Source organism: Chitinophaga sp. W2I13 (genome assembly GCF_050434005.1).
GTDB lineage: Bacteria > Bacteroidota > Bacteroidia > Chitinophagales > Chitinophagaceae > Chitinophaga.
Window position 1 is genome coordinate 6335938 of the sequence record NZ_JBNPWD010000001.1, and the last position, 24500, is coordinate 6360437.

General features: G+C 48.6%; 19 protein-coding genes. 7 read left to right on the forward strand and 12 right to left on the reverse strand.

Going from position 1 to position 24500, the window contains the following annotated elements; genetic code table 11:
- Window positions 1-32: 32 nt before the first annotated feature.
- The 7 genes from QFZ48_RS25885 to QFZ48_RS25915 form a co-directional block, all read right to left on the reverse strand.
- Entirely contained in the window at window positions 33-1148 is a 1116-nt protein-coding gene (locus QFZ48_RS25885) for an ABC transporter permease (RefSeq protein WP_429064466.1), read from the reverse strand.
- Complete coding sequence (locus QFZ48_RS25890; RefSeq protein ID WP_429048291.1) at window positions 1145-2251, reverse strand: ABC transporter permease; 1107 nt, start codon at window positions 2249-2251, stop codon at window positions 1145-1147. Before QFZ48_RS25890 ends, QFZ48_RS25885 begins: the two co-directional genes overlap by 4 nt.
- 9 nt (window positions 2252-2260) lie before the next feature.
- The gene (locus QFZ48_RS25895; protein WP_429064468.1) at window positions 2261-3004 is read right to left on the reverse strand and encodes an ABC transporter ATP-binding protein; all 744 of its coding nucleotides are present in this window, start codon (window positions 3002-3004) and stop codon (window positions 2261-2263) included.
- Between the two features lie 11 nt (window positions 3005-3015).
- Window positions 3016-3933: an ABC transporter ATP-binding protein gene (locus QFZ48_RS25900; protein ID WP_429064470.1), complete on the reverse strand. Its 918-nt coding sequence runs from the start codon at window positions 3931-3933 to the stop codon at window positions 3016-3018.
- Entirely contained in the window at window positions 3930-4880 is a 951-nt protein-coding gene (locus tag QFZ48_RS25905; protein WP_429048286.1) for an HlyD family secretion protein, read from the reverse strand. The genes QFZ48_RS25900 and QFZ48_RS25905 overlap by 4 nt, the downstream gene beginning before the upstream one ends.
- Before the next feature lie 13 nt (window positions 4881-4893).
- Complete coding sequence (locus QFZ48_RS25910) at window positions 4894-6174, reverse strand: TolC family protein (protein WP_429064472.1); 1281 nt, start codon at window positions 6172-6174, stop codon at window positions 4894-4896.
- A 65-nt stretch (window positions 6175-6239) separates the two neighbouring features.
- Complete coding sequence (locus QFZ48_RS25915; protein WP_429064473.1) at window positions 6240-6860, reverse strand: TetR/AcrR family transcriptional regulator; 621 nt, start codon at window positions 6858-6860, stop codon at window positions 6240-6242.
- Between the two features lie 129 nt (window positions 6861-6989).
- Here QFZ48_RS25915 and QFZ48_RS25920 point away from each other — a divergent pair, with 129 nt between their 5' ends.
- Complete coding sequence (locus tag QFZ48_RS25920) at window positions 6990-7709, forward strand: DUF2071 domain-containing protein (protein WP_429048281.1); 720 nt, start codon at window positions 6990-6992, stop codon at window positions 7707-7709.
- A gap of 109 nt (window positions 7710-7818) precedes the next feature.
- A complete protein-coding gene (locus QFZ48_RS25925; RefSeq protein WP_429064474.1) occupies window positions 7819-10353 on the forward strand; it encodes a phosphocholine-specific phospholipase C in 2535 nt (844 codons plus the stop codon).
- Window positions 10354-10401: 48 nt separating this feature from the next.
- Here QFZ48_RS25925 and QFZ48_RS25930 read toward each other — a convergent pair whose 3' ends face one another.
- Together QFZ48_RS25930 and QFZ48_RS25935 are read right to left on the reverse strand one after the other, a co-directional pair.
- A complete protein-coding gene (locus QFZ48_RS25930; protein WP_429064475.1) occupies window positions 10402-11514 on the reverse strand; it encodes an alkaline phosphatase family protein in 1113 nt (370 codons plus the stop codon).
- Complete coding sequence (locus QFZ48_RS25935) at window positions 11423-12043, reverse strand: alkaline phosphatase family protein (RefSeq protein ID WP_429064476.1); 621 nt, start codon at window positions 12041-12043, stop codon at window positions 11423-11425. The genes QFZ48_RS25930 and QFZ48_RS25935 overlap by 92 nt, the downstream gene beginning before the upstream one ends.
- Window positions 12044-12275: 232 nt before the next feature.
- Between QFZ48_RS25935 and QFZ48_RS25940 the strand changes: the two genes are divergently transcribed.
- Window positions 12276-14588 carry a WG repeat-containing protein gene (locus tag QFZ48_RS25940; RefSeq protein WP_429064477.1) on the forward strand — a complete coding sequence of 771 codons (2313 nt, stop codon included), beginning with the start codon at window positions 12276-12278 and terminating at the stop codon, window positions 14586-14588.
- A complete protein-coding gene (locus QFZ48_RS25945; protein ID WP_429064479.1) occupies window positions 14581-16515 on the forward strand; it encodes a WG repeat-containing protein in 1935 nt (644 codons plus the stop codon). Before QFZ48_RS25940 ends, QFZ48_RS25945 begins: the two co-directional genes overlap by 8 nt.
- 49 nt (window positions 16516-16564) lie before the next feature.
- Here QFZ48_RS25945 and QFZ48_RS25950 read toward each other — a convergent pair whose 3' ends face one another.
- Window positions 16565-18229, reverse strand: a complete 1665-nt coding sequence (locus QFZ48_RS25950) for an ABC-F family ATP-binding cassette domain-containing protein (RefSeq protein WP_429048275.1) — start codon at window positions 18227-18229, stop codon at window positions 16565-16567.
- Between the two features lie 308 nt (window positions 18230-18537).
- On the opposite strand from QFZ48_RS25950, the gene QFZ48_RS25955 reads away from it, so the two are divergent.
- Genes QFZ48_RS25955 through QFZ48_RS25965 form a run of 3 tightly spaced genes read left to right on the forward strand, consistent with a single transcriptional unit; the run spans window position 18538 to window position 19937 of the window.
- On the forward strand, window positions 18538-19059 hold the full coding sequence (locus QFZ48_RS25955; RefSeq protein WP_429064481.1) for an RNA polymerase sigma factor: 522 nt from the start codon (window positions 18538-18540) through the stop codon (window positions 19057-19059).
- Window positions 19040-19297, forward strand: a complete 258-nt coding sequence (locus QFZ48_RS25960; RefSeq protein WP_429064482.1) for a hypothetical protein — start codon at window positions 19040-19042, stop codon at window positions 19295-19297. The genes QFZ48_RS25955 and QFZ48_RS25960 overlap by 20 nt, the downstream gene beginning before the upstream one ends.
- A 1-nt stretch (window position 19298) precedes the next feature.
- Complete coding sequence (locus tag QFZ48_RS25965) at window positions 19299-19937, forward strand: ClpP family protease (RefSeq protein WP_429064484.1); 639 nt, start codon at window positions 19299-19301, stop codon at window positions 19935-19937.
- Here QFZ48_RS25965 and QFZ48_RS25970 read toward each other — a convergent pair.
- Both QFZ48_RS25970 and QFZ48_RS25975 read right to left on the reverse strand, forming a co-directional pair.
- The gene (locus QFZ48_RS25970) at window positions 19905-21290 is read right to left on the reverse strand and encodes a TolC family protein (RefSeq protein ID WP_429064486.1); all 1386 of its coding nucleotides are present in this window, start codon (window positions 21288-21290) and stop codon (window positions 19905-19907) included. The genes QFZ48_RS25965 and QFZ48_RS25970 overlap by 33 nt on opposite strands.
- A 37-nt stretch (window positions 21291-21327) precedes the next feature.
- The gene (locus tag QFZ48_RS25975) at window positions 21328-24483 is read right to left on the reverse strand and encodes an efflux RND transporter permease subunit (RefSeq protein WP_429064488.1); all 3156 of its coding nucleotides are present in this window, start codon (window positions 24481-24483) and stop codon (window positions 21328-21330) included.
- Between the last annotated feature and the right edge of the window lie 17 nt (window positions 24484-24500).

Sequence of the window (24500 nt, forward strand, 5' to 3'; positions counted from 1 at the left end):
GTGGAAAAACATAATGTGTCCGGTAGAATGATTCAACTCGTTTTCCGGTAATTAAAGATCGCCCATCCGTTTAACAGCACTGCAAACAGGATAAGATACAACAGCTCCATCTGCACATCGGCAAAACCACTGCCTTTCAGTACAATCATCCGGATTACCTTGATGAAATGTGTCACCGGGGTTAAATTGGCGATCACCTTTGCCCAGGGCGGCATACTGTCTACCGCGGTGAATAGCCCGCTCATCAGCATAAAGATCATCATAAAAAAGAATGCCACAAACATCGCCTGCAACTGGTTATTGGTATAGGTAGATACCAGCAGCCCGAAGCCCAGCAATGCTACCAGGTACACCGCGGCAAATACATACAACGTCACAAAACTCCCCACCGGCCGGATGCCGTATATTCCCCAGGCCACCAGCAAGCCAAGCGTAAACACAATCATGCCCACTACCCAGAAGGGAATCAGTTTTCCCAGAATAAACTGCCACTTTTGAATTGGCGTTACATTGATCTGCTCAATAGTGCCCACTTCTTTCTCCCGTACAATATTGAGGGCCGACATAAAGCCGCCAATCATCGTAAGCAGCAGCACCAGGATCGCCGGTACAATATAAAACCGGTATTCCGCCAGGGGATTAAACCAGTTGGAGTAGGTAATATCGATGATACCAGCCGCCGGCATCATGTTCCCGCCAATATTAACCGGGATATTCTTATTGAAGTCTGTAATCACCATCATGAGGTAATTGCCGCCAATAGCCGCTTTGGTGCCGTTAATCGCATCTACGGATACCCCTACACGTTGTTTCCCTTCCCTTATCAGGTTGCTTTCAAAATTTGGCGGAATCTCCAGCACTACATCGGCTTTTTCCCTTTCAATATAGGTGATGGCGCGCTGAAAGGAAGGCTCGGCAGCCACTATTTTAAAGTAACCGGAGGCGCCTATCTTGGCAATCAGCTGCCGGGAATAGGAACTGTGATCATTGTCCACCACCGCAAGGTTTACGCTCTTCACATCAAAGTTCATCGCCAGGGGAAGAATGATCAGTTGTATGACAGGCATCGCAAACATCATCGCCAGGATCGTTTTATCCCGGAAGATCTGCCTGAACTCCTTTTTTAATAAATAACCCAGCACTTTCATGATAACCGCGTTTTAAAATTTTTAAGCGCAATAGTGAGCAGCACGGTGGTCATACCCAACAGCACCAGTGTTTCTTTCCAGACATATTTAAACCCAAGTCCTTTCAGCATCACCGATTTAACAATCAGGAAATACCAGCGGGAGGGAATAATATTGGAGATGAGCTGGAAAACCTTTGGCATATTTTCTATCGGGAACATAAAACCTGTAAAGATCATCGTGGGAATCATCAGCCCCATCATGGATAAAAGCAAAGCCGTTTGCTGCGAGTTGGTCGTATTGGAAATCATCAATCCGAACGATAAACAGGTAATGATAAACAACATGCTTTCCATAAACAGCAGCAGGATACTGCCTTTGATGCCCACATCCAGCACAAACACCGCCAGCACCAGGATCAGGGTAAAATTCAACAGCGACAGCACCAGGTAGGGAATGGCTTTGGCAATAAGCACCATCAGTGGTTTAAAAGGAGATACCAGTAATATTTCCATGGTGCCTAGTTCTTTTTCGCGCACTACGGATACAGAGGTGAGCGCGGTGCATACAATCATCAGCACCAGGGCCATCACGCCGGGAATAAAATTCAGGGAGCCATTGCCTTCTTCGTTATACAGCATTCTCGATTCCGGAACAATGACATAAGGCAGTTGTTGCGAGGGACTGATCTCCTGCTGGTAAGCTGTGGTGATAGCAGTGATATAGTTTACCACGGTTTTGGCGGTATTGGGATCGGACCCATCTGCAATAATTTGCAGCTGCGCTTTGCCACCGTGCCGGAGGTCGTTGCCAAAACCGGCAGGGAAAATGAGCGCGCATTTTGTGGTACCTTTTTTAAAGGAATCTTCTATATCGTTATAATCGATAGATGATTCACTGACGATAAAGTAGGAAGATGATTTTATTTTATGGATTAGCTGTTGTGAATTAGCATCCCGGGAATGATCAATCACCATCAGCGTAATATCTTTCACCTCACTGGTCAGTGCAAAACCAAACAGCATAATCTGCGCTACCGGCAAGCCAAACATGATCAGTAAGGTCCGTTTGTCGCGGAATACATGGAAAAATTCCTTCCGGATAAAAACAAGAAGCTGTTTCATAAAAATGTTTTAGTCGCCCGACCTTTTGGCCCCACGGGCCAACCGGTAAAATACTTCGTCCATATTTTCTGCCTTAAACTGCGCTTTCAGGTTAGCAGGAGAATCCAATGCCTCTATCTTTCCATCCACCATAATGGTAACACGGTTACAATACTCCGCTTCATCCATATAGTGGGTGGTTACAAAGATGGTAATGCCACTTGCCGCCGCTTCATAGATCATGTCCCAGAACTGCCGCCTGGTAACAGGATCCACGCCACCGGTGGGTTCATCCAGGAACACAATCCGCGGCTGATGAAAGATGGCTACTGAAAACGCCAGCTTTTGTTTCCAGCCTAACGGTAGCGCACCTACGAGTTTTTTTGCTTCAGCGGTGAGCCCCAGCTTTTGGATCAGGTTATCGCTTCTTCTACGGATTTCGGTGGAGGAAACCCCATACACGCCGCCAAAGAATTCAATGTTTTCCACTACCGTCAGGTTTTCATACAGGGAAAATTTCTGGCTCATGTAACCGATATTCTTCTTGATGGATTCTGTTTGCTTATATACGTCAAAACCGGCTACGGTAGCCTCGCCGGAAGTAGGGTGGGAGAGGCCGCAGAGAATCCTCATGGCAGTAGTTTTGCCTGCTCCGTTGGCGCCCAGGAACCCGAAGACCTCTCCTTTGTTTACTTCAAAAGAAATCTTATTGACGGCATAAAAGTCGCCAAACCGCTTCGTGAGATCCTTGCATACAATCACTTTTTCTTCCATGATACCCTGTTTTAGGCCTGGTTCATTAACCGGATAAAGCTATCCTCAATGCCCGGGTGAATTAATTTTATGGCTACGTGTGTATGTCCCCGTTGGGTGATGTTACGCTGCAATGCCTCTATATCAGCGCCGGCGTCTTTCAGCGTAATATGAATGTATTCCCCGAAAGCAAAGCTGCTGTCCACTTCCGGCATGCTGCGCAGTTCCGTCAGCAAGTGATAGATATTGTCCGCCTTGATGGCATAGAGTTTCACCGGGAATCTGGACATGATATTATCGGGCGTATCTACCAACATGATCTTACCATTTTGTATCAGTGCAATCCTTTCACAAAGCACGGCTTCGTCCATGTAAGGAGTAGACACCACGATGGTGATGCCTTGTTGCTTCAGGTACTTCAGCATGTCCCAGAACTCTTTCCTGGATACTACATCCACGCCGGTGGTAGGTTCATCAAGGAATAATACTTCCGGTTTGTGGATCAGCGCGCAACACAATGCCAGCTTTTGTTTCATACCTCCGCTGAGCTTTCCGGCCCTGCGATCGCTGAAGGGTTTTATCTGTTCGTAGATATCCTTAATGAGTTCGTAGTTATCTTCAATCGTGCTCCCGAAGAGGGTGGCAAAGAAATCGAGATTCTCTTTTACGGTCAGGTCCTGGTACAGGGAAAATTTCCCCGGCATATACCCAATCCTGTTACGTATTTCTCTATAGTCTTTTACGCAATCATAGCCGCGCACGGTGGCCGTACCTTTGTCGGGCAGCAACAAGGTAGTGAGGATGCGGAAGACGGATGTTTTGCCGGCGCCATCAGGCCCTATCAGGCCAAACAGTTCACCTTCCTCCACCTGCAGTGAAATATCATCCACTGCCAGCACCTTACCCTTGTCGTAAGTTTTGGTGATATGGTCCAGTGTTACTGCGCTCATTTGGATGCTTTATTAATCAGCATTTCACCATACATACCTATTTTCAGATAGCCGTCATTTTTTACCCTTACCTTGATGGCATACACCAGGTTAGCCCGTTCATTTTTTGTTTGAATGGTTTTAGGGGTAAATTCAGATTTATCGGAGATCCAGGTAATTTCACCGGTATATGATTTATAGTTCTTTTGACCCTGGTCAATGCGCGCCTCTACCTGTTGTCCCAGTTTAATTTGCGGAAGCGTAACGCCGGTTACATAAGCCTTCAGGTAAAGGGTATCGATATTGGCGACTTTGTACAGCGGTTTACCGACGGTGGCCATTTCCCCCTGCAGCGCATATTTCAGCAGTACTACACCACTCACCGGGTTAATGATCTGTCCTTTATGGATCTGTTCTGCATATTGGGCCAGTGATTTTTCCAGCGGGGCTTTTTCACTGAGTATGCTGCGGTTCTGGGTAGACGTATTGGAGTTGTTGAGCTTCAGTTGTTGCCGGGTCACGCTGATTTGCCGTTCCAGCTGCACAATGAGGGCATTGATATCATCCAGTTGTTTCTGTGTGGCGGCGTCGCTTTTTACCAGGTTCTCCGTGCGTGTTCTTTCCCGGTATTGTTGTTGCAGCTGTGCTTCCTGCACCAGCAGCTGCCTGCGCACCAGTTCTGTTTGCGGCACCGGGTCCTGGGTTTTTTCTTTCAGCGCATTGATAGATGCCTGCACCTGTTCCCTTTGAAGGGTGGGGATGGTTACGTCAATTTGTCCAACGGTTTGCCCGGCAGTGAGCTTGTCGCCTTCTTTTATAACGAAGGACTGTATTTCACCGGTTTGTTCGGCAGATACGATCACTTCATCTGCTTCAAAGTTGCCGGACGCATCGAAATCGTTTTTGCCGCTTCCGCAGGCATTGATCATCATCACAACGGCTATACCAAGTATCATGTTGTATTTCATATGCAATAATTAATCAGTTCCCGGAGGTGTTTTTATAATTGTATTGAGCCTGTAATAATTGTATGCTGTGGAGGATACGTGATTGTTTCGCCAGGTTCTCCGCATTCAGCTGGGAGATGTAATCATGTACGGTGATAACGCCGTTGTCCAGCTGTGCCTGCGCGGATTTCCTGACAGAGGAGCGGAGCGTAATGGCGCTGTCATCCTGTTCTATCAGTGTGGCAAACTTATCAATATCCTGGTTTTGTTGCTGAAGGTTCATGCTGGTATTGAACAGGAAAGTTTCCTTGCTTACATCCAGGTTTTGCCGGTTGATGTCCAGCAGCTGCCGGTTGTTTTTCAGCGAGTAGAGGCTGCCTAAAGACCAGTTCAGGCGTACGCCACCCAGCCACCAGGTGCCGAATTTATTGTCGATAATATTCAGTGTGGGCCGTCCATAGGCGCCCTGGATAAAAGCGCTCAGTTTGGGAAGGTAGCCCGACTGCAATTGTTTTTCCTGTACGTCGAAGGCTTTTTTCTGAATATCATAGTAAGTAATTTCCGGTCGATGTATACCTTGTTGTGGCGTCACTGGTGCAGGCCATGCCAGGCGGGTGCTATCGTTCAGCGGCTGATGGATGAAAGCCGACAGCATTTTCATATAGGCTTTCCTGTTAGCGCTGAATTCAGTGGCGGCCATCTCGGTATTCATAATTTCCGCTTTCAGTTCATCCACATTGCTACGGTAGGCCACACCGTTGTTGAGCGCCGCCTGCATCTTATCCGTGGCGCTTTGCAGGTCAGCTTTCCTGAGCCCGTTTTGCTCCAGCTGTGCCTCCATCAGTAATATTCCGAAATAGAGTTGCGTAATCCGGTCGCGGATGGCGTAAAGGTTTACTTCCAGTTGCTGTTGCTGTATGGCTTCGTTGGCACGGCTGCTTTCCTTTTGCAGTTTGCTTACGCCGCCATCATAGATCTGCTGGGAGATCTCCGCCTGTATTTTATATTGGTCTTTGCTCAGCGAAGGGAATGTCACGCCGGGCAATGAAGGGATTGCCTCGCCAAAGTTGATGGTCTCCGACTGGTACGTTGCCTGTCCGCTTACGGTGAGTTGTGGTAAATACAACTTGCCCGCATTTTCCACCGAATACCTGCTGCTGCGTGCGATCAGGTCGTACTGCCTGATCAGCGGATAATTCTGGCGGGCCAGGGTATAGCACTCTTCAATGGTAAGGGTGGCAGGCGCCTGGCTCCATGCCCTGCCCACCGCAGGCCCCAATAATATGAAACAGCACAAAGCTTTAAATAAGTTCATAGTGCAATATTCAGTTTGAATTATTGTTTTGAAAAGTTGTTCAATTTCCGGGCAAAAAAAAGCAACTATTTCAGCATGCCTTTAATCCAGATGGGTATCAGCATTCTCCGTTCTTCCATCAGCGCGGTGAATTCTCCCGGTTTCACCACCTTGTTCCTTTCCAGTAAGGGCCTGGCCAGGAAAGGCATTACCACAAAGCCTATCAGGTTCATCATTAACTGTATCGGCTGGATGCTCAGCTTTCCTTCTTTATGCAGCGCCGCTAATTGTTTAAAGAAATGAGACTGGAAGATGGCATTTTTGCGGTTGTCTTTCAACAACTCATCCGTGCCGGCAAAAATCTCATTCACCATAAATAACGGGAAGTCTGGATTCACCAGCAACAGGTTAATATAATGATTAGCCACTTGTTCCACTTTCTGCTGCACGCTTAACTGTTCGTTATTAAGGATCAGCGTTACCGTGGTAATCAATTTCTCCACGATCTCTGCCATCACAAACTGGAACAACTTTTCCTTGCTGCGGAAATAATAATTGACAAGCGACAGGTTGATATCAGCCTCTGCTGCAATATCCCTTACTTTGGTAGCCTGGTAACCTTTCTTGGTAAATACAGTTCTGGCCGCGGCTTTAATCCGCTCTTCGGTGGAAGCATCCATATTTCCCTTCTTTTCACTTACCGCCATAGTCTGGTTTTGAGTTTAATATTTTACAAAGATAGTAAATTGAACAACTTTTCAAAACATTTGTTCAATTTTATGAAATAGTCATTTCTGAAGTTGTTTTGCAGTACCTTTAATCAGATCCTTACCTATATGAAGCTACCCGTTATACATGGTTATATTGACCGCCGCATCCTGGTGAATTTTACCGTGGACCCGGAAGCCGTTCAGTCGCTGTTGCCCGCACCTTTCCGTCCTAAAATTTACAAAGGCAAAGCCATTGCTGGTATCTGCCTGATCAGACTGAAACATATTAAGCCTAAAGGCTTGCCTGATTTTATGGGCATTTCCTCGGAAAATGGCGCCCATCGCATTGCAGTAGAGTGGGAGGAGAATGGTATTACGAAAGAAGGCGTTTATATCCCACGCAGGGATACCTCATCGAAGCTAAACGCCCTTGCCGGCGGACGACTGTTTCCCGGGAAACATCACCTGGCGGATTTTCACGTAAAAGAGGCCGGCGGGCATTTTCATATTGATTTTACCAGCTCAGATAAAACCTCTATCTCCATCGACGCGCGCAGCACCAGCGAGTTTCCCGCGACCTCTGTTTTTGAAACGCTGGAAAACGCCTCTGCATTTTTTGAAGGTGGCGCCGTTGGTTATTCTCCGAATAGTCAGCAGTCGCTCGACGGGCTAAAGTTACAAACCTATCAATGGAAAGTAAGCCCGTTGCAACTGCTGCACGTAGCTTCCAGTTTTTTTGAAAATACAACGGTGTTTAAGAAAGGAACGGTTGCATTTGACAACGCCCTTCTCATGACCCGAACCGAACACGAATGGCATACCCTTACCGGTTGTCCTCAACCATAGCCGTACATACCGGATAATAAACACATAACGGGAGGCGCCATTGCATTCCTTGAGAATGTTTTTTATTTTGTTTTTCGAACAATGTAAAACCCACTCAATCGGAATATAAATGGACTCACGCAGAGAATTTCTAAAAAAATCTTTATTACTATCCGGTGCAGCAGGCTTGTCAACCATGATGCCCGCATCCATTCAACGGGCACTGGCCATAGATCCTGCTCCCGGCAGCACTTTCCACGATGCGGAACATATTGTGATCCTCATGCAGGAGAATCGTTCGTTCGATCACTGCTTTGGTTCTTTACAGGGCGTCCGGGGTTTTAACGATCCGCGCGCCGTATGGTTGCCGGACGCAAAGCCGGTATGGTTTCAAACTAACGCCCAGGGTGATACCTACGCACCTTTCCGGCTGAATATCAAAGATACCAAAGCCACATGGATGGGAGCATTGCCCCACTCCAGGCCCAGCCAGGTAGATGCCTACAACAAAGGCCGCTACGATAAATGGCTCATCGCAAAAACACCCGGCAACAAGGAATATGCGGCCATGCCTTTAACAATGGGGTACTATACCCGTGAAGATCTTCCTTTCAACTACGCAATGGCAGATGCTTTCACGGTATGCGACCAGAACTTCTGCTCAGCCATGACCAGCACCACGCCCAACCGCTCCTTTTTCTGGACGGGCAAAATTGTACATGAAGTAGATGGACTGCCAAAAGCACATATCCGGAACGATGACTTCAGCTACGGGAAACTGCCGTGGAAAACATTCCCGGAATTACTGGAGGAAAATAATATCGCCTGGAAATTTTACCAGAATGAAATCAGCTGCGGTGGCGGATGGAAAGGAGAGGAAAGGGCATGGCTCGCAAATTTTGGCTGTAACCTGCTGGAATTTTTTGCGGCCTATAACGTGAAGTTCTCTGAACGGTATGTAAACGGATTATTGAAACAGGTGGAAACCCTGCCGGACGAAATCAATAAACTCCAGGAAGCCAGCCCTTCTTCGGATGCCGCCGCCGAAAAGATCCGCACCGATATCTCCAAAAAACAAGCGGTGCTGGACAATGCTACCCAGGAACTCCTGCAATGGAATAAAGAAAGCTATGAGAAATTAACGGATCAACAGAAATCGCTGTACCAACGCGCTTTTGTAGTGAATAAAAACGATCCCGCCTACCGGAGCGTAACAGCCGTAAATTATAAAGACGGCTCAAAGGAACGCACCATCACAGTGCCCGCCGGCGATGTACTCCACCAGTTCCGAAAAGATGTGAACGAAGGCGCATTGCCTCAGGTATCGTGGCTGGCAGGCCCGCAGAACTTCTCCGACCACCCCAGCGCCCCCTGGTATGGCGCCTGGTACGTATCCGAAATACTCGATATCCTCACACAAAAACCGGACGTCTGGAAGAAAACTATTTTCATTGTTACCTATGATGAAAATGATGGTTACTTCGATCATGTGGTGCCTTTCTCTATCTGCGATAACAATAAACCCGGTACTGGTAAATGCTCCGCCGGAATAGATACGGAGATAGAACAGGTGAGACTGGCGCATGAACTGAAACAGGGCATAAGTGAAAAGCAGGCCCGGGAAGCCCCGGTAGGACTGGGATTCAGGGTGCCTATGATGATTGCATCGCCCTGGAGCAGGGGAGGAAAGGTATGCTCACAGGTATTTGAGCATACTTCTACTTTACAATTCCTGGAAACATTTTTTAGTAAGAAGCTAAACAAACAGGTACACCTGGATAATATCAGTCAGTGGAGACGCACCATCAGCGGTGATCTTACCGCAGCCTTCAGTCCGTTTAATACCACCACACCAGCCAAACAGATTTTCCTGGACCAGCGCCGTGTAGTGGAAAATATTAATAACGCCCGTTTTAAATCAGCACCCGCAGGCTTTAAGAAGGTTACCGGTGAAGAGGTAAAAGCCTTTGCTAATGGCAACGGCACCACGATCTTACAACAGGAAAAAGGTACCCGCCCTTCCTGCGCATTGCCTTATGAACTGCTGGCGGATGGTCAGTGGAAAACCGGTGAGCAGTTGCTGACGCTGAAAATGAAAGCCGAGAAACAATTGTTCGGCGACCGGGCACATGGCGCGCCTTTTACTGTATACACCAACCTCCCTTACAAAGACGAACAAACCGGTGAAACAGAAACCGGAAGAACCTGGTCGTTTGCAGTGGCTGCCGGAGACACGATCACCTATGAGTGGCCCGCCAAAGCCTTTGCGGATAACCGTTATCAGCTGCACCTGCACGGCCCCAACGGATTCTACCGCGCGTTTGAAGGCTCCGCAAAACATCCGCAGCTGGACCTGGAGCTGGGTTATGAAATAAATGGCAAGCTGAAAAAGAAAGCAACCGGCAATCTTGTTTTACGTGTAGCCAATACAGGTAACAGTGCACGCGATTTCAGTATCACAGACAATGCCTACGGCGGAAAAGTGATCCAGCGGAATGTTGCCGCCGGCGCCACATTGGAATTAGTATTGCCATTGCAAAAAAGTCATGGCTGGTACGATTTCAGTGTACGTGCTGCTGGCTTTGATACTTTTAGTCAACGGTATGCAGGAAGAGTGGAAACAGGAGAAGAAGGGATAACAGATCCGTTTATGGGAAGAGTATAAAAAGAATCCGGGAGGATTTACAGGATGTGTAAGTCCTCCCGGAATATATTATTGCAATATTTCCTTTACAGGCTTGCCTACACAACCGCTTGGCATTTGTATATGCAGCATTGCAGCAAGGGTAGCGGCAATATCTGTCATATGTACGGTTTCATTGGAAGCGCCATGCTTTACATGCCATCCCATAAATACCAGTGGGATATGGATATCGAAAGGATTCCAGTTACCGTGGGTAGTGCCCTTCAGCGAACCTTCAAACCATCCTGGCTCAGGAATCACAATCACGGAACCGGTACGTTTACGGTTGTAGCCATTGATCGCCATGGTATTCAGCGGCTCCGGTAAAGGATTTGCGCCGATATTATCCAGGTCGGCGGCAAACTGGATACCCGGTTGTGCCTCAAAATACTTCACCGTTTCTTTCTTCACCGCATCATAGTCCAGTTTAGCTGCCGCAATTTTAGCTTTGTCGAAGCTTACGTGGTAGTTCATAAAAGAAGATACCAGTTTACTTACGCCAAAACGTGCATTCAGCGTGCTATCCAGGCCAGCTACCAGTTTCCTGCTTTCTGTCAGCCCGGAAGGCAGCTTATGCTCTTCCATGAATTTAATGGCATGCGCGGCGCCGTGGTCGGCAGTAAGGAACACGAGGTAATTACCTTTTCCTACACGCTGGTCCAGGTAAGTAAAAAAGGCCGACAGGTCTTTATCCAGTCGCAGGTAAGTATCTTCCACTTCAATGGAATTAGGACCATATTTATGGCCTACATAATCGGTGGAAGCGCAGTTAATAGTAAGGAAGTCGGTCACGGTATTATTGCCGAGGTCATACCCTTCAATGGCGGCTTTCGCAAAATCCAGTGTGAGCGTATTGCCACCGGGAGTGGATCTCAGGTTGCCCGGATCTTTTTTATAAGCATCTTTTAGTGCATGCGGAAAAACAGGGGCTTTTTCACCCGGGAAAGTACCTTCCCAGTCTACGTTGTCTTCACTGCTCTGCACATAAGTATTGATAGGATATAAAGTTTCCCATGGTTTAGACATTAACTGTTGGGGCTCTTTGCGGTCGTTAAAACGCTTTACCCACTCCGGCAGTTCTTTCATGTACCAGGTGCTGGTAATAAAGCTGCCGTTGGCTGTCGTCCAGCCAGAAGGCGCCATTGGGCGTATGTCCGGCAGGAAGAATAGAGGCGCGGTCTTTCAGTGATACGCCTACTACTTTAGAGCGGAAGTTGGTAGACAGTTTCAATTCATCTGTAATGGTGGAGGCCAGCAGGTTGCGCGGCGACATTTTGCCCGCAGCACTGCTACTGCCCACGGCTTGTACGGTAGTGTCTTCTGTGCAATACCATTTTCTGCCGGTAAGCTGATCGGGCCAGTCGTTGCCGGTGATACCATGAATAGCCGGCACACTGCCTGTATAAATGGTGCTGTGTCCCACGGCGGTAAAGGAGGGAAGGTGGCTGATAAAAGTGTTCTCACAGGAAAAACCGTCGCCCAGCATACGTTTGAAACCACCCGCTTCGTAACGGTCGTAGTAACGGTATAAGTAATCCCAGCGCATCTGGTCTACCACAATGCCTACTATCAACTTAGGCTTTTCATTCGATTGAGCTACTGCGGAGAGCCCCTGTAGCGCTGCGAACGCGCCCAGGAATGCAGTGGCAACAGATTTAGTCATTCCATTCATAATGCAGATTTTTTTCATTTCTTAGGTTCACACCCCAATTGGGAATCGACAAACGTAATAAAAAAATTATAAAAACCCTGCACCTTTTCGTTGAACGGAAAAGGATGGATCGCTTCCCGGAAAAGTAGCCGGTATCTTTTTAACAAGAGATATTTATTTGCGTTTTCTGAAAGATCCGCATCTTTGCATATCTTCCATGAGAAGAATACTATTTCATAATGTAGCAAGACAGATGATAAAGAGATACTTACTGGCAGGACTCCTTTTAAACAGCATATCCCTGCATGCACAAGAGCCCGTGGTAGCGGGCTACCTCGGAAGATTCGAAGGACAGTTTGCCCCCGTGTTGATTAACCAGCAAAAACAATGGCTGCATGTTTCCGGTGCAGTATTGGTAGATAAAACGGAAAACACGGGTTACTACAATACCGTAGTAGCCGTGAAGCACAACGCCTATGGCGCTATCAACAATGCCGGTAAGATCATTGCCCCTTTCAAATATGATGAGGTCACCCTGGCCGATGAGCAGGACAACAACGACTCCACAAAAAATTATTGCTTTGTAATTACCCGGCTCAATGGAAAATATGGCGCCGCAGATACACTCGGCAATATCATCTGCCCGCCTATATACGCCGAGGTAAGCGCGCTCACACCCCATGTACTGAAAATGAAGAAGGATGGACGCTGGGGATGGATAGATATTAAAACCGGTAAGGTATTACAGGAACCCATATACGAAGAAGCAGGTAAAAGCTATGCACTAAAAAACGCTATAGAAATTACCAAAGCAGGTAAAGTCGGACTGGCAGCGGAAGACGGCACCATCATCGTTCCGGCAGGATACGAATCGTTTGATTACCTCGGCGGCAACAGCACTTATTTTGGTTTTACTGCCAACGGTAAAACAGGCATCATGGATCAGAACGGAAAGGTGATTATTCCTGCTGTCTATGATAAATGCAAGCCCGGACCGGCTACCACGCTGTTTGCCGTAGAAAAAAACGGTAAAACCGGCCTCGTAGACGCGGGCGGTAAAACACTGCTCCCGTTTCAATACACGGGAACCGGTTTGACGGGCAATGTCATGAAAGTGAGCATAGGCGATAAATACGGGGTGGTAAATACCGAAGGCAAAGAGATCATTCCGCCGCGGTACAGCGACATTAAAGCGATTAATGCAGCAGGACAGGAAGTGTTTGACGGTGGCGTAATATCGGCGCCCGGGCAGGCAAAAGACCGGGTGTCGCCCGTGCCGGTAGTTTTCCTGGTAAGCGATGCCACTGGCACCGGCCTGTTTGATGCAAACGGGAAAAGCCTTCTGCCCCTTACATACAGCCGTATAACGCCGTTCTCCTGGCAAGACACTACCTTCCTGGCTGCGGAGAAAAATGGTAAAACTGGCGTCCTTGGAATGGATGGGAAAATAATCCTGCCAGTAGCCTATGATGGTTTGGTAAATGGCTTCGGCAGCGGATTTTCATATGTTGATGATAACGCAGGGGAGAGCAAAAAAGATTACCTGCCCATTGTAAAAGGAGAGAAGATAGGATTGGTTAATATTACGACCGGGAAAGAAATTATCCCCGCCCAGTACGAATGGCTGCAGTGGCAAAACAGCCGGATGCTGCTGCTCCGCAAAGGCGATACCACTTCCCTGGCAGATGTAACGGGAAAGATTCTCCGTGGCGGAAAACGGTATGGATTTTTTACTGCGGTGGACACCAACAGGATTGTAGAAATGCAATACAACGACGATGGCTCCAGCACCAGCCTGCTCACCGATCTCGCAGGCAATACGCTCTATACCAGCCAGCGCTGGGAGTTTAAAGAAAACCAGGTGTCGCGGCTGCTGATGCCGGAAAGCGAAAAGGGAAGCAATGCAAGATTCAATAACGGCCTGTTGAAATTATGGAGCAACGCCCGCAACAATGTATTTTTAGATCCCAACGGAAAAGAAGTGGTTTTTGATGGCTACAGCTTTGTGGGAGATTTCTGGAACGACCTGGCGCTGGCAGGAATCGACAGCACCCCGCAACATACCTTATACGGCATCATCAACCGCAGGAAAGAAATTATTTACCCGGTTACAGCCGACGATATTTATGCAATGAACAACCTGCTCGTGGTAAAAAAAGGAGACCGCAAAGGACTGATCACAAAGGAAGGTAAAACATTGCTCCCGGTGGCGTATGAGGAAATCGACGATATCTACGACGCGCCTTTTTTCAAGGTGTCACGCAATAACAAATATGGCGTAGCAGATAGCCTGGGTAAGATAATTTTACCGGTAGAATTTGATGATATCAGCTACCGGAAAGATGAGCGCCTGTTCCAGGTAACGCGCACCGGCAAGTACGGTATCGCAGATGCCTCCGGTAAAATGATCATTCCCGCTATCTATGATAATATGGACGTCAACCAGGGATATGACAAAAATATCTTTCCAATACTGGTACAGGAAGGCAAATGGTATTTTTATCTCGATGCGCAAGGGAAAGCATTTCCCTATAAATCACTGAAGAAAAAAGGATATGATGATTAAGGGTATAACAGGCAGGAATATACGTTTTTTACTGGCAGGTATTTTTTTGCTGGCGGCTCATAGCTTATTCGCACAGCAGGGATCCGCGTTTCATAATGGGTTTGCCCGTATGGAAGAATCCGGCAAAAGCTGGTATATAGATTCCACCGGCAAAAAAGCATTTGACCAGATCGTTGCCCTGTATCACCCCGTTGCAGATGAAGAAGCACTGCCTGAAGCACAGGAAACCATGCTCCTGGTAAGCAGCGCCGGCAAAACAGGCATTGTTGCCGGTAATGGAAAGTGGCTGCTGCCGCCAGTATATGATACCATCGAACTGAAATGGAAAACTTACCTGGTATTGCGTCAGCAAGGTAAAATGACTTATGCAGATACCGACGGGAAGCTGTTGCTGCCGCTGCAGTTTGAAGACGCTGGCATATTGGACGATACACACTTTGATGTGAAAACCGGCGGTAAATGGGGAATCTACAGCACCGCAGAAAACCGGTTGCTGATACCGGCCATGTATGAATCATTCGACTACTGCGGCGGATGCGGCAGGAAAGGAGATTACCTGTTTGCGCAGAAGAATAGTAAATGGGGCATCATCGATTTTAATAACAACGTCCTCATGCCCTTTGAATACGAACATGCACACGCTTTTATGCGCAGCGACAACTGGGTACAATGTTTCAAAAAACAGGGGCACGAAGTAACCATCAACCTGAAAACAAAAAAAGAATATACCGCACCGGAGTATACAGATATGACGATAACAGGTAACAGTTTGCTGAAAGCGCAAAAGAACGGGAAGTACGGACTGATTAACGAAGACGGCGTTACCATAGCCGATTTTATTTATGACGATATCACCGATGCTTATGGCGAAACAGAAAGAGGACCCTATCTCCAGATCACAAAAAATGGTAAAACAGGCATCCTGCGGGAAGATGGGAAGGTAATGATTGCCCCTGCATACGAAGGTGATATTACAGGATCCGGTGACTATTTTATTATCCGGGTGGATGGCAACTATAACCTGACAGATACCACCGGTAAGAAGTTACTGGCAAAAGATTATACCGAAATAACCTTCATGGATAAACGTTTTTCCGCCCCTCTCGTTAAGCTGAAGCAAAAAGCACTCTATGGTTTTTATAACCCGGTTAACAGGAAAGTAGTGGAACCTGCCTTCTTTGATATCGACAGGACCACAGTTACTGCCCCCGGCATAGAATTACTGGAAGTAAGTTACCAGGAGATGTATGGCTTGTATGATGCAGCAGGGGAGCAGGTGTTGCCCGTGGCGTATAAAAAACTGGATGACCTGGTACCCGGGCTGGTGGCGGTAAAGAAAGAAACCGGCACAGGTGTGTATGATATCAGGAAGAAAAAGATGCTGATCCCCGCAGTATATAACAGCATCAGCGTATCATCGGCAGACAGCAGTTTATTCCTGGCATCCCAAAGCACCCCGGAAGGCAGCTACAAAGAACTTTTCTTTAATCATAACGGCGTAAAGATGCCCGCACCTAAAGTGCCCATTGTCCCGGAAAAAAAGTCGCAGCTGCTGGAAAAGGAAACGGCTAACGGAGGATATCCGCTTTATGGTTATACCAATAGCACCGGCAAAGTAATAGTGCCGCCCATATACGATCGCCTGCTCGTGGAAAAGAACGGACGGGGATTCCTGGCGCAAACAGGCGGTAAATTTACCGTGTTGAATGAAGCCGGACAACCGGTAAGCAAACAGCTTTTTGATGATATAGCGCTGCAAGAAGTTCCCCGCTATGGCTCCACGGAAGTGCTGTACAGATTCCCGTTGCTTTGCAGAACAGGCGATACGTATCGGTATCTCACCGCTACGGGCAGTTTCCTGCCTGTTAAAGTGACCGGCATCGTTGCCTTCAGTGCGTACAGCCTGGATGGCATTCCCGAACTATAACAAGTATCCCGGAAAGGCTTTCACGAAGCCTTTCCGGGAAAAGATAACATTAGGTGTTTAACGCCAGTACATCATCCACACCCACTTCCGCAATAAAGTCGGGATCATGGGAAATGACCAGCAACGTACCTTTATACTCCCCGAAGATCTGCGTCAGTATCTTAATGTTTTGCAGATCCAGGTTGTTGGTGGGTTCATCGAGCAGGATCATGTCAGGCGCTTTGTCCTGTAAGGTCATGCTGCAGAGGGCCAGTCGCAGCATTTCACCGCCGCTCAGCACTGCGCACGACTTATCCCAGGTATCCGGGCCAAAAAGGAAATTCACCAGCACCGTTTTTACCATCGATACTTCCAGCAGGTTGCTGTTGTAAGACAATGCCTGCTGTAATACCGTTTTACTCCGGTCTATGAGCGTATAGTCCTGGTCCAGCAGCAAACTGCGCGTATCGGCGGTATACAGCTCGCCTGTTGACGGCGACAGCCTGCCCAGTATCAGTTGCAGCAAGGTGGACTTGCCGCTGCCGTTGGGCCCTGTAATGGCCAGCCGCTGGCCGCTGCGGATTGTAAAGGTGAGCGGTGTTTTCCAGAGCATATTTTCCGGAGATGATGATTTTGCCGGTTCATTTGATGGCGGGGGATCCGGCGCCGCGGGTTCCGGTTGTGCAGCAGGCCATCCGAAGTTTATATCGTTTGCCTGCACCAGCACTTTCCCTGTATGGAGGGTAGATTGCTCAAAATAGCCCTTCATCATGCGCTGGAGCTGTGTCATGGCAGAAAGTTCCTGCCAGCCTGCACGCAGTTCTTCTACTTTTTCAGTATGTACCTGTTTTAATTTTGAGGTAGATACTTCCGCATTATTTTTCCTCGCATTCAATAATATTTTAGGCAACCCTGCACTTTTGGTATGTTTCCGTGCCTGTGCATCGGCATGCTGCTTGCGCTCTATGGCCTCCTGGCGTTGCTTTTTGGCTTCTTTCAGTGTTTTCTCCTGGTGAGCCACCCGCTGTTGTAAGGCATCCGCTTCCAGTGTTTTTTGCGCGGCATAGAAATCGTAGTTGCCGCCATAAGTCTTTATGCCATTGGATTGCAGCTCCCAGATGGGTTCGCAGAGGCGTAGCAGCTGCCGGTCGTGGCTCACCATCAGCAACGTGCACGAGGTAGCGGCCATCCATTCGTATAGCTGTTCCCGTGCGTGGTAATCGAGGTGATTGGTGGGCTCGTCCAGCAACACAATGGATGGCTCAAAGATATCGATGCCGGCCAGGAACAGCCTTGTTTTTTCGCCGCCGCTGAGGGTGGACAAGGGCTGATCCGGTTGCAATGCACGAAGGCCCCATTTTTCAAAGGCAGTTTCACTGCGCGCGGCAATGTCCCAGTCGTCCCCGAGTATATCGTAAAGGTGCGGACTGGTGTCGCCCTGCAGGATTAATTCAAGGGCCTGGACCTTTTGCGCGGTGCCGGCGGCCTGCGCCACGGTAAGCGTGTTAAAGTGCCCGAAATGCTGCGGTACATAATAACAGGGCGCGGCAGTGCGGACGGTACCGGAAGACGCGGTTTCCTGGCCGGCAATGATCTTCAGCAAAGTAGATTTGCCCGCGCCGTTAGGACCCGCTATCGCTGCCCGGTAGCCTTTATGAAGCGTGAAACTGACATCCTGGAATAAATACTGCCCCGATGGAAGCTGGTAACTGAGTTGTTGTGCGCTGATAAGCATGTAAAATCGTTTTGAAATGAACAATGGCGACGGCAGGCGTCGGGTTAGCGGGTCGGGAAATGACAGTACGCATTTTCATGGCAGTAAAATTTAGTTGAATAAATCAGCGTATGCAGGAGCATCACTGTATGACGGTAAAAAATATATAAATGGGAAATGAAACACGCCAGAACGGCATGTATACAGGTATCAGCCTGCTATTGTATGTAGAGTATTGATCACATGGTTAAGCAAAGGTAAAAAAAAATTCTTAAATTTTAGGTGATATATCAGTGGTTTCTGACACTAGTATATAAAACCAGGCTCATATGCGTACTCATGAAGATCAATGGCTGGAAGAAATATACCGGAATACACTGCCACGGGTAGCAGGCATGATATACCGGATGGGCGGCCACCTGGAAATGGCCAAAGATATCTTCCAGGATGCTGTTATTATCTATCTTGAAAAACAACAGCAAAACAAACTACCTGCCGGGGTACCTGCGGAAGCATACATTACAGGGATCGCCAGGATTCTCGCTGTGCGGAAACTGAAACAATCCGGTCCGCATATTCCACTCGATGACATAGAGGGTGATATTGGCGTACCAGCAGATTATTATGCGCCGCCACCCGTGGCGAAACCGGTACTGGAATATGTAAAAGCCGCCGGGAAAAAATGTTTGCAGCTGCTGCACGCATTTTATTACGACCATCTTTCCATACCCGAAATAACAGCAGGCTTTAATTTTAAAACGGAACATTCTGCCAGCGTACAGAAATACAAATGCCTGGAAAAAATAAGGAAACAAATTAAACAATCAGATTATGCGGAAACAGTTAGCTGAAGCACGGGAAATTGAACAATACCTGCTGCGGGAAATGCCTGTTTCCTCCCGGCAGGTATTCCAGGCCAGGATGCTGGTGGCGCCGGCATTACGCGAAAAGGTGAAGTACCAGCGGAAAACAATGCAGCTTGTGCGCTGGCTTGCACGCGAAGAAAAACGGAACGAGCTGGATCAGCTCTTCCTGCGTCTCATGCAGGATACGGCCTTCAACAATTCTATCACTTCTATTTTTAAATAATATGGCATTCCTGGTTCCTACCGTAATCGACGGCGACAGCCGCGGTGCGTTTGATATATACAGCCTGTTGCTGAAAGAAAGGATTATTTTTCTCGGCACTGCCATCGACGACCAGGTGGCTAACCTGATAGTGGCGCAGTTACTGTACCTCGACAGTGAAAATCACCGCCCCATAAATATGTACATCAATAGTCCGGGCGGCGTTGTTTACGCAGGCATGGCTATTTATGATACCATGAAAATGCTGAAATCGCCGGTATCCACCATGGCAATGGGTTTCACCGGCAGCATGGGCACCATCATTCTTACGGCCGGCGCTACCGGTCAACGGTATGCCTTGCCCAATGCTACCATCCACATGCATCCGGCAAGCGGCGGCGCCAAAGGATATACGGAAGATGTGCGTATTGCTTTTAATGAACAGGGCAGGTTGCAGCAAAAACTTTTCCAGATCATCGCCATGCAATCCGGTCGCTCCGTGCAAGAAGTGGATCATGCCTTTCGCAATGATCATTTCATGGCCGCAGAAGAAGCCCGTGATTTCGGGCTGGTAGATGAAGTGCTGAACAGCGCTGCCGCACTGCCTGCGCTGGCATTCCGGCAGGAACTATTGCCATCCGCCGCCGAGCGCGCGGTATAAGAATACCACTGCCTGTAACTGCTGCAGGTGATCGTTGATCCTGTTCAGTTGCGCTGCTAAAAGGCTCTGTTGTGCATTCAATACTTCCGTGTAGTTGGCAAATCCATAACGCACCAGCTCCTGTGTATAGTCAACAGACAATTGCAGGTTCTGTAATTGCAGCCGCCGGGAGTTTCCTTTTTCCATGGCAGTCTGGTAAGAATATAATGCATTCGATACTTCCTGCCCGGCCGTTAATACGGCCGTACGGAATTCCAGCGCCGCCTGTTGCTGCTGCTCTTTCGCCACCTTCAGCCGGGTTTTATTTATGCCCTGGTTAAAAATAGGTTGTGTTAAACCCGCCGTCAGGTTGCTGATCCACGAGCCGGGACCGGTGAGAGACAAATAACTGGTATACCCACCAGAAGCGGAGATGGTGAGCGCCGGGTAAAAATAAGTACGCGCTACATTGGTCAATTCATAATAGTAACGCAGGTTATATTCCGCTGCCTGCACATCCGGCCGGTTGGCCAGCAGCTGTGCAGGTACACCGGTTTTCAGCAGCATGACTGGTCGCTGGTCGTCCATGCCGCTGCGGCTGATGGGGCCGGGAGGCCGGCCCAGCAAGAGGTTCAGCTGGTTCTCTGTTTCGCGGATCGACTGCTTTAAATCGGGGATCGTTACTTCTGCGGCATACCTGCTGGCTTCACTTTGCACCACGGCTGCCCCGGTAACCACATCGCCTTTTTTCAGTTCCTTCATCACCTCCACGGTCGCCTGCCAGTTCACAACGGTTTGTTGCGTTATTTTCAGTTGCTGATCCAGTGCGGTAAGGTTGTAGTAGTTGGTGGCAATACTGGCAATCAACCCGGTTTGCACGGCCCTTGCATTGGCGGATGCCTGCAGGAATGCCGCTAAACCCGCGCGCCTGCTGCTCCGCAGCTTACCCCAGATATCAGCTTCCCAGGTGGCTGCGAGCCCGGCATTATATTGCTGCGGTATAACGGTTCTGCCTGTACGCTGTTGATTAGAGGCGCCTGCATAACCGGCGCTCACATCACCATTAACGGCAGGATACAATGCCTGCCTGCTTTGCGAGTAACTGGCTTCTGCCTGCCGCATGCGCGACCATGCCACCTGGAGGTCGAGGTTGTGCTGAATACCCGTGTCAATAAGCTGCTGCAACAGCGAGTCCGTGAAAATTTCTTTCCAGTGAACGGTAGCGAGACTGTTGGTATCCGTTGTATGAATATCCCGGTACAGGTTATTGTCTGTAATGCCCGGCGATTGGTATGGCTTCGTGATGCCACAGGCAGTAACGAATCCTGCCAGGACTACAAAAAGAAAAATATATATACTGTTACGACCATTCATATGACCTGTTTTGAGATCTGCCTGCGGCAGGATTTTTTTAAGATGCCGGTGCTGTTACCGGCGGCTGCGTTTCTTCCTCATCATCTTCCTCCGGTGCACGTTTTATTTTTTCCTGTAAAGCCTGGAAGATGATAAACAGCGTAGGCGTAATAAATATACCGAAGACTGTTCCCACCAGCATCCCGCCCACAGCGCCTGTTCCGATAGACCGGTTTCCATTGGCGCCCGCGCCGGTGGCCAGCATCAACGGGATAAGGCCAAGGATAAAGGCGAAGGATGTCATCAGGATGGGCCGCAGCCTGGCCTGCGCGCCGCTCACCGCCGCTTCCGCAATACTCATCCCGCTGCGCCGCCTTTCTGCTGCATATTCTACAATCAGGATCGCATTTTTTGCGAGCAATCCTATCAGCATGATCAGCGTGATCTGTACATAAATGTTGTTGCTCACACCAAATAGCTGCGCAAACAGGAAGGCCCCGAAAATGCCCACCGGTATCGCCAGCAGGATCGCAAAAGGCAAGAGGTAACTTTCATACTGCGCACTGAGCAACAGGTATACGAAAATGAGACAGAGCAGGAAAATGAAAATAGTTTGACTGCTCCCTGCCAACTCTTCCCTGCTCAGGCCCGAAAACTCAAACCCAAAGCCCGTTGGCAACGTTTCCGCTGCCGACTCCCTGATAGCGGCAATAGATTGGCCGGAGCTGAACCCGGCATTGGGTGTTCCATTAACACTGATGGAGTTGAACAGGTTAAACCGTGTAATAGCTTGCGGACCGTAGGTTTGCGAGAGACTCACAAACTCCGTGATCGGCACCATTACCCCCTCGCCGGTACGTACAAACACAGCGTTCAGGCTTTCTTCCGTGAGCCTGAATTCCGGCGAAGCCTGCACCATTACGCGGTACTGCTGACCAAACTGGTTGAAGTTGGAAGCATAAATACCGCCAAAATATCCCTGCATGGCGTTGGTGATATCTGTTACATTCAGCCCCGCATCTTTTATTTTCGGCACATTTACGTTCATTAAATATTGCGGGAAATTAGGATTGAAAGAAGTGGTGGCAAACTGTATTTCCGGCCGTTGGGTTAATACAGAGAGGAAGTCTTTGCTTACTTTATAAAAGTGCGCAATGTCGCCGCCGGTTTTATCCTGCAACTGAAAAGCAAACCCGTTGGATGCGCCAAAACCCTGGATGGTACCGGGCGCAAAAAACTTAATCTCCGCTTCGGTCATGTCCGCCGTTTTCTTATTCAGTTCCTTAATAATTTGCTGGATATTCCGCTTGCGCTGATCCCAGGGAGTGAGCCGCATCACTACCATTGCATAGTTACTGCCGGTACCGGACAATTGCCCGCGTCCTGTAACCGCCAGCACGTTATTGATTTCCGGTATCGTGGCTGCGATCTTTTCGATTTTGCGCGTCACAATATCGGTGCGCTCCAGCGAGGCATCCGGTGGCAAACTGATGTTACAGTTAATCGTACCCAGATCTTCTTCCGGCACAAAAGCCGTAGGCGTCATCCTGGCAAGGATTACCAGCCCCGCACAGAAGCTAAGCAACACCATCACCGGTATCCATTTCCGTTTGCTGAAGAAGCGCAAGGTATTGGTATAACGTTTTGTTAACCGTTCAAAAGCCACATTGAACGCATGATAGAAACGCTGAAGGAAGTTCATTTTCGTATGTTCCTTCCCGTGAGGTTTCAGGAAAATAGCACAGAGCGCAGGACTGAGCGTAAGTGCGTTAATCGCTGAAAGCACAATGGCAATGGCCAGTGTGAGCCCGAATTGTTTGTAGAAAATGCCGGAAGATCCGCCGATAAAACTAACCGGGATAAATACGGCTGACATGACCAGTGTAATGGACACAATTGCGCCGGATATTTCATCCAGTGCATCAATACTCGCTTTGCGGGCGGATTTATAGCCGGTATCCAGGCGGGCATGCACAGCCTCTACAATTACGATGGCATCATCCACCACTATACCTATGGCCAGGATAAGGGCAAATAAAGTAAGCAGGTTAATAGTGAATCCAAACAGCTTGAGAAAGAAAAAAGTTCCTATAATGGCTACCGGAACCGATATCGCCGGTATCAGCGTTGAGCGGAAGTCCTGCAGGAAAATAAACACCACCACAAACACCAGTATAAATGCTTCCACCAGCGTATGCAATACTTTATCGATAGAGGCGGTGAGGAAGTCGTCCACATTTTGCAGCACCACATATTTCACACCTTTGGGAAATGTTTTGGAAGCTTCTTCCATTACCTTCAAGGTTTCGCGGATCACATCGCGGGCATTGGAGCCGGCCACCTGTGCTACGCTTACGGAAACAGCGGGATAGCCGTTGGTACGGGTACTGTTGAAATAGCTGAGGGCGCCCAGCTCAATGCGGGCCACATCCCTCATCCGTAGCAAACGGCTGCGCAGGTTGGAGCGCAATACAATGTTGCCAAACTGGGTGGTATCTATGAGCGTGCCCGGATACCTGATCACATACTGGAACGATTGTCCGCCGCTTTCCCCAAACTGGCCGGGAGCGGCCTGTATATTCTGTTCAGCCAGCGCGGCAGTGATATCAGCGGGTATCAGCCCGTAGGAAGCCATCGCCTGCGTATTGAGCCAGATCCGCATGGAGTAATCCATGTTACCGGAGGCGGAGGCATCGCCCACACCGGGGATACGTTTGATCACCGGGGTGATATTAATATCAGTATAATTTTGCAGGAAGGTTTGATCGAAAGATGGATTGGTACTGTAAACAGAAAAGATGAGCAGGTTACTGGTCTGTTTCTTTTGCACAGTAACGCCGGAGCGGGTTACTTCCTGCGGCAGCAGCGGTGTGGCACGGGCCACGGCATTCTGCACGTTCACTGCGGCCATATTGGGATCGCTGCCAATTTTAAAGCTAACGGTAATATTCGCTGAGCCATCGTTACCTGCTGTAGAGGTAATATAGTCCATGTTCTCCACGCCATTGATCTGTTGTTCCAGCGGTACTACCACGCTTTTCAGCACCACGTCCGCATTGGCGCCGCTGTAGGACGTTTGCACCTGTATGGTGGGCGGGGCAATGTCAGGATACTGGGAGATAGGCAGTGACACCAACCCCAGTATGCCCAGTGTGACAATAATGATAGACACTACTGTTGATAATACCGGCCGCTCTATAAATCTTTTTAACATGATATTGTTTTAAATGG

Bases quoted from the DNA above. Each gene is read 5' to 3' on its own strand.
- QFZ48_RS25885 (WP_429064466.1), bottom strand. From the start codon at position 1,148: ATGAAAGTGCTGGGTTATTTATTAAAAAAGGAGTTCAGGCAGATCTTC.
- QFZ48_RS25890 (WP_429048291.1), bottom strand. From the start codon at position 2,251: ATGAAACAGCTTCTTGTTTTTATCCGGAAGGAATTTTTCCATGTATTC.
- QFZ48_RS25895 (WP_429064468.1), bottom strand. From the start codon at position 3,004: ATGGAAGAAAAAGTGATTGTATGCAAGGATCTCACGAAGCGGTTTGGC.
- QFZ48_RS25900 (WP_429064470.1), bottom strand. From the start codon at position 3,933: ATGAGCGCAGTAACACTGGACCATATCACCAAAACTTACGACAAGGGT.
- QFZ48_RS25905 (WP_429048286.1), bottom strand. From the start codon at position 4,880: ATGAAATACAACATGATACTTGGTATAGCCGTTGTGATGATGATCAAT.
- QFZ48_RS25910 (WP_429064472.1), bottom strand. From the start codon at position 6,174: ATGAACTTATTTAAAGCTTTGTGCTGTTTCATATTATTGGGGCCTGCG.
- QFZ48_RS25915 (WP_429064473.1), bottom strand. From the start codon at position 6,860: ATGGCGGTAAGTGAAAAGAAGGGAAATATGGATGCTTCCACCGAAGAG.
- QFZ48_RS25920 (WP_429048281.1), top strand. From the start codon at position 6,990: ATGAAGCTACCCGTTATACATGGTTATATTGACCGCCGCATCCTGGTG.
- QFZ48_RS25925 (WP_429064474.1), top strand. From the start codon at position 7,819: ATGGACTCACGCAGAGAATTTCTAAAAAAATCTTTATTACTATCCGGT.
- QFZ48_RS25930 (WP_429064475.1), bottom strand. From the start codon at position 11,514: ATGGCGCCTTCTGGCTGGACGACAGCCAACGGCAGCTTTATTACCAGC.
- QFZ48_RS25935 (WP_429064476.1), bottom strand. From the start codon at position 12,043: ATGAATGGAATGACTAAATCTGTTGCCACTGCATTCCTGGGCGCGTTC.
- QFZ48_RS25940 (WP_429064477.1), top strand. From the start codon at position 12,276: ATGATAAAGAGATACTTACTGGCAGGACTCCTTTTAAACAGCATATCC.
- QFZ48_RS25945 (WP_429064479.1), top strand. From the start codon at position 14,581: ATGATTAAGGGTATAACAGGCAGGAATATACGTTTTTTACTGGCAGGT.
- QFZ48_RS25950 (WP_429048275.1), bottom strand. From the start codon at position 18,229: ATGCTTATCAGCGCACAACAACTCAGTTACCAGCTTCCATCGGGGCAG.
- QFZ48_RS25955 (WP_429064481.1), top strand. From the start codon at position 18,538: ATGCGTACTCATGAAGATCAATGGCTGGAAGAAATATACCGGAATACA.
- QFZ48_RS25960 (WP_429064482.1), top strand. From the start codon at position 19,040: ATGCGGAAACAGTTAGCTGAAGCACGGGAAATTGAACAATACCTGCTG.
- QFZ48_RS25965 (WP_429064484.1), top strand. From the start codon at position 19,299: ATGGCATTCCTGGTTCCTACCGTAATCGACGGCGACAGCCGCGGTGCG.
- QFZ48_RS25970 (WP_429064486.1), bottom strand. From the start codon at position 21,290: ATGAATGGTCGTAACAGTATATATATTTTTCTTTTTGTAGTCCTGGCA.
- QFZ48_RS25975 (WP_429064488.1), bottom strand. From the start codon at position 24,483: ATGTTAAAAAGATTTATAGAGCGGCCGGTATTATCAACAGTAGTGTCT.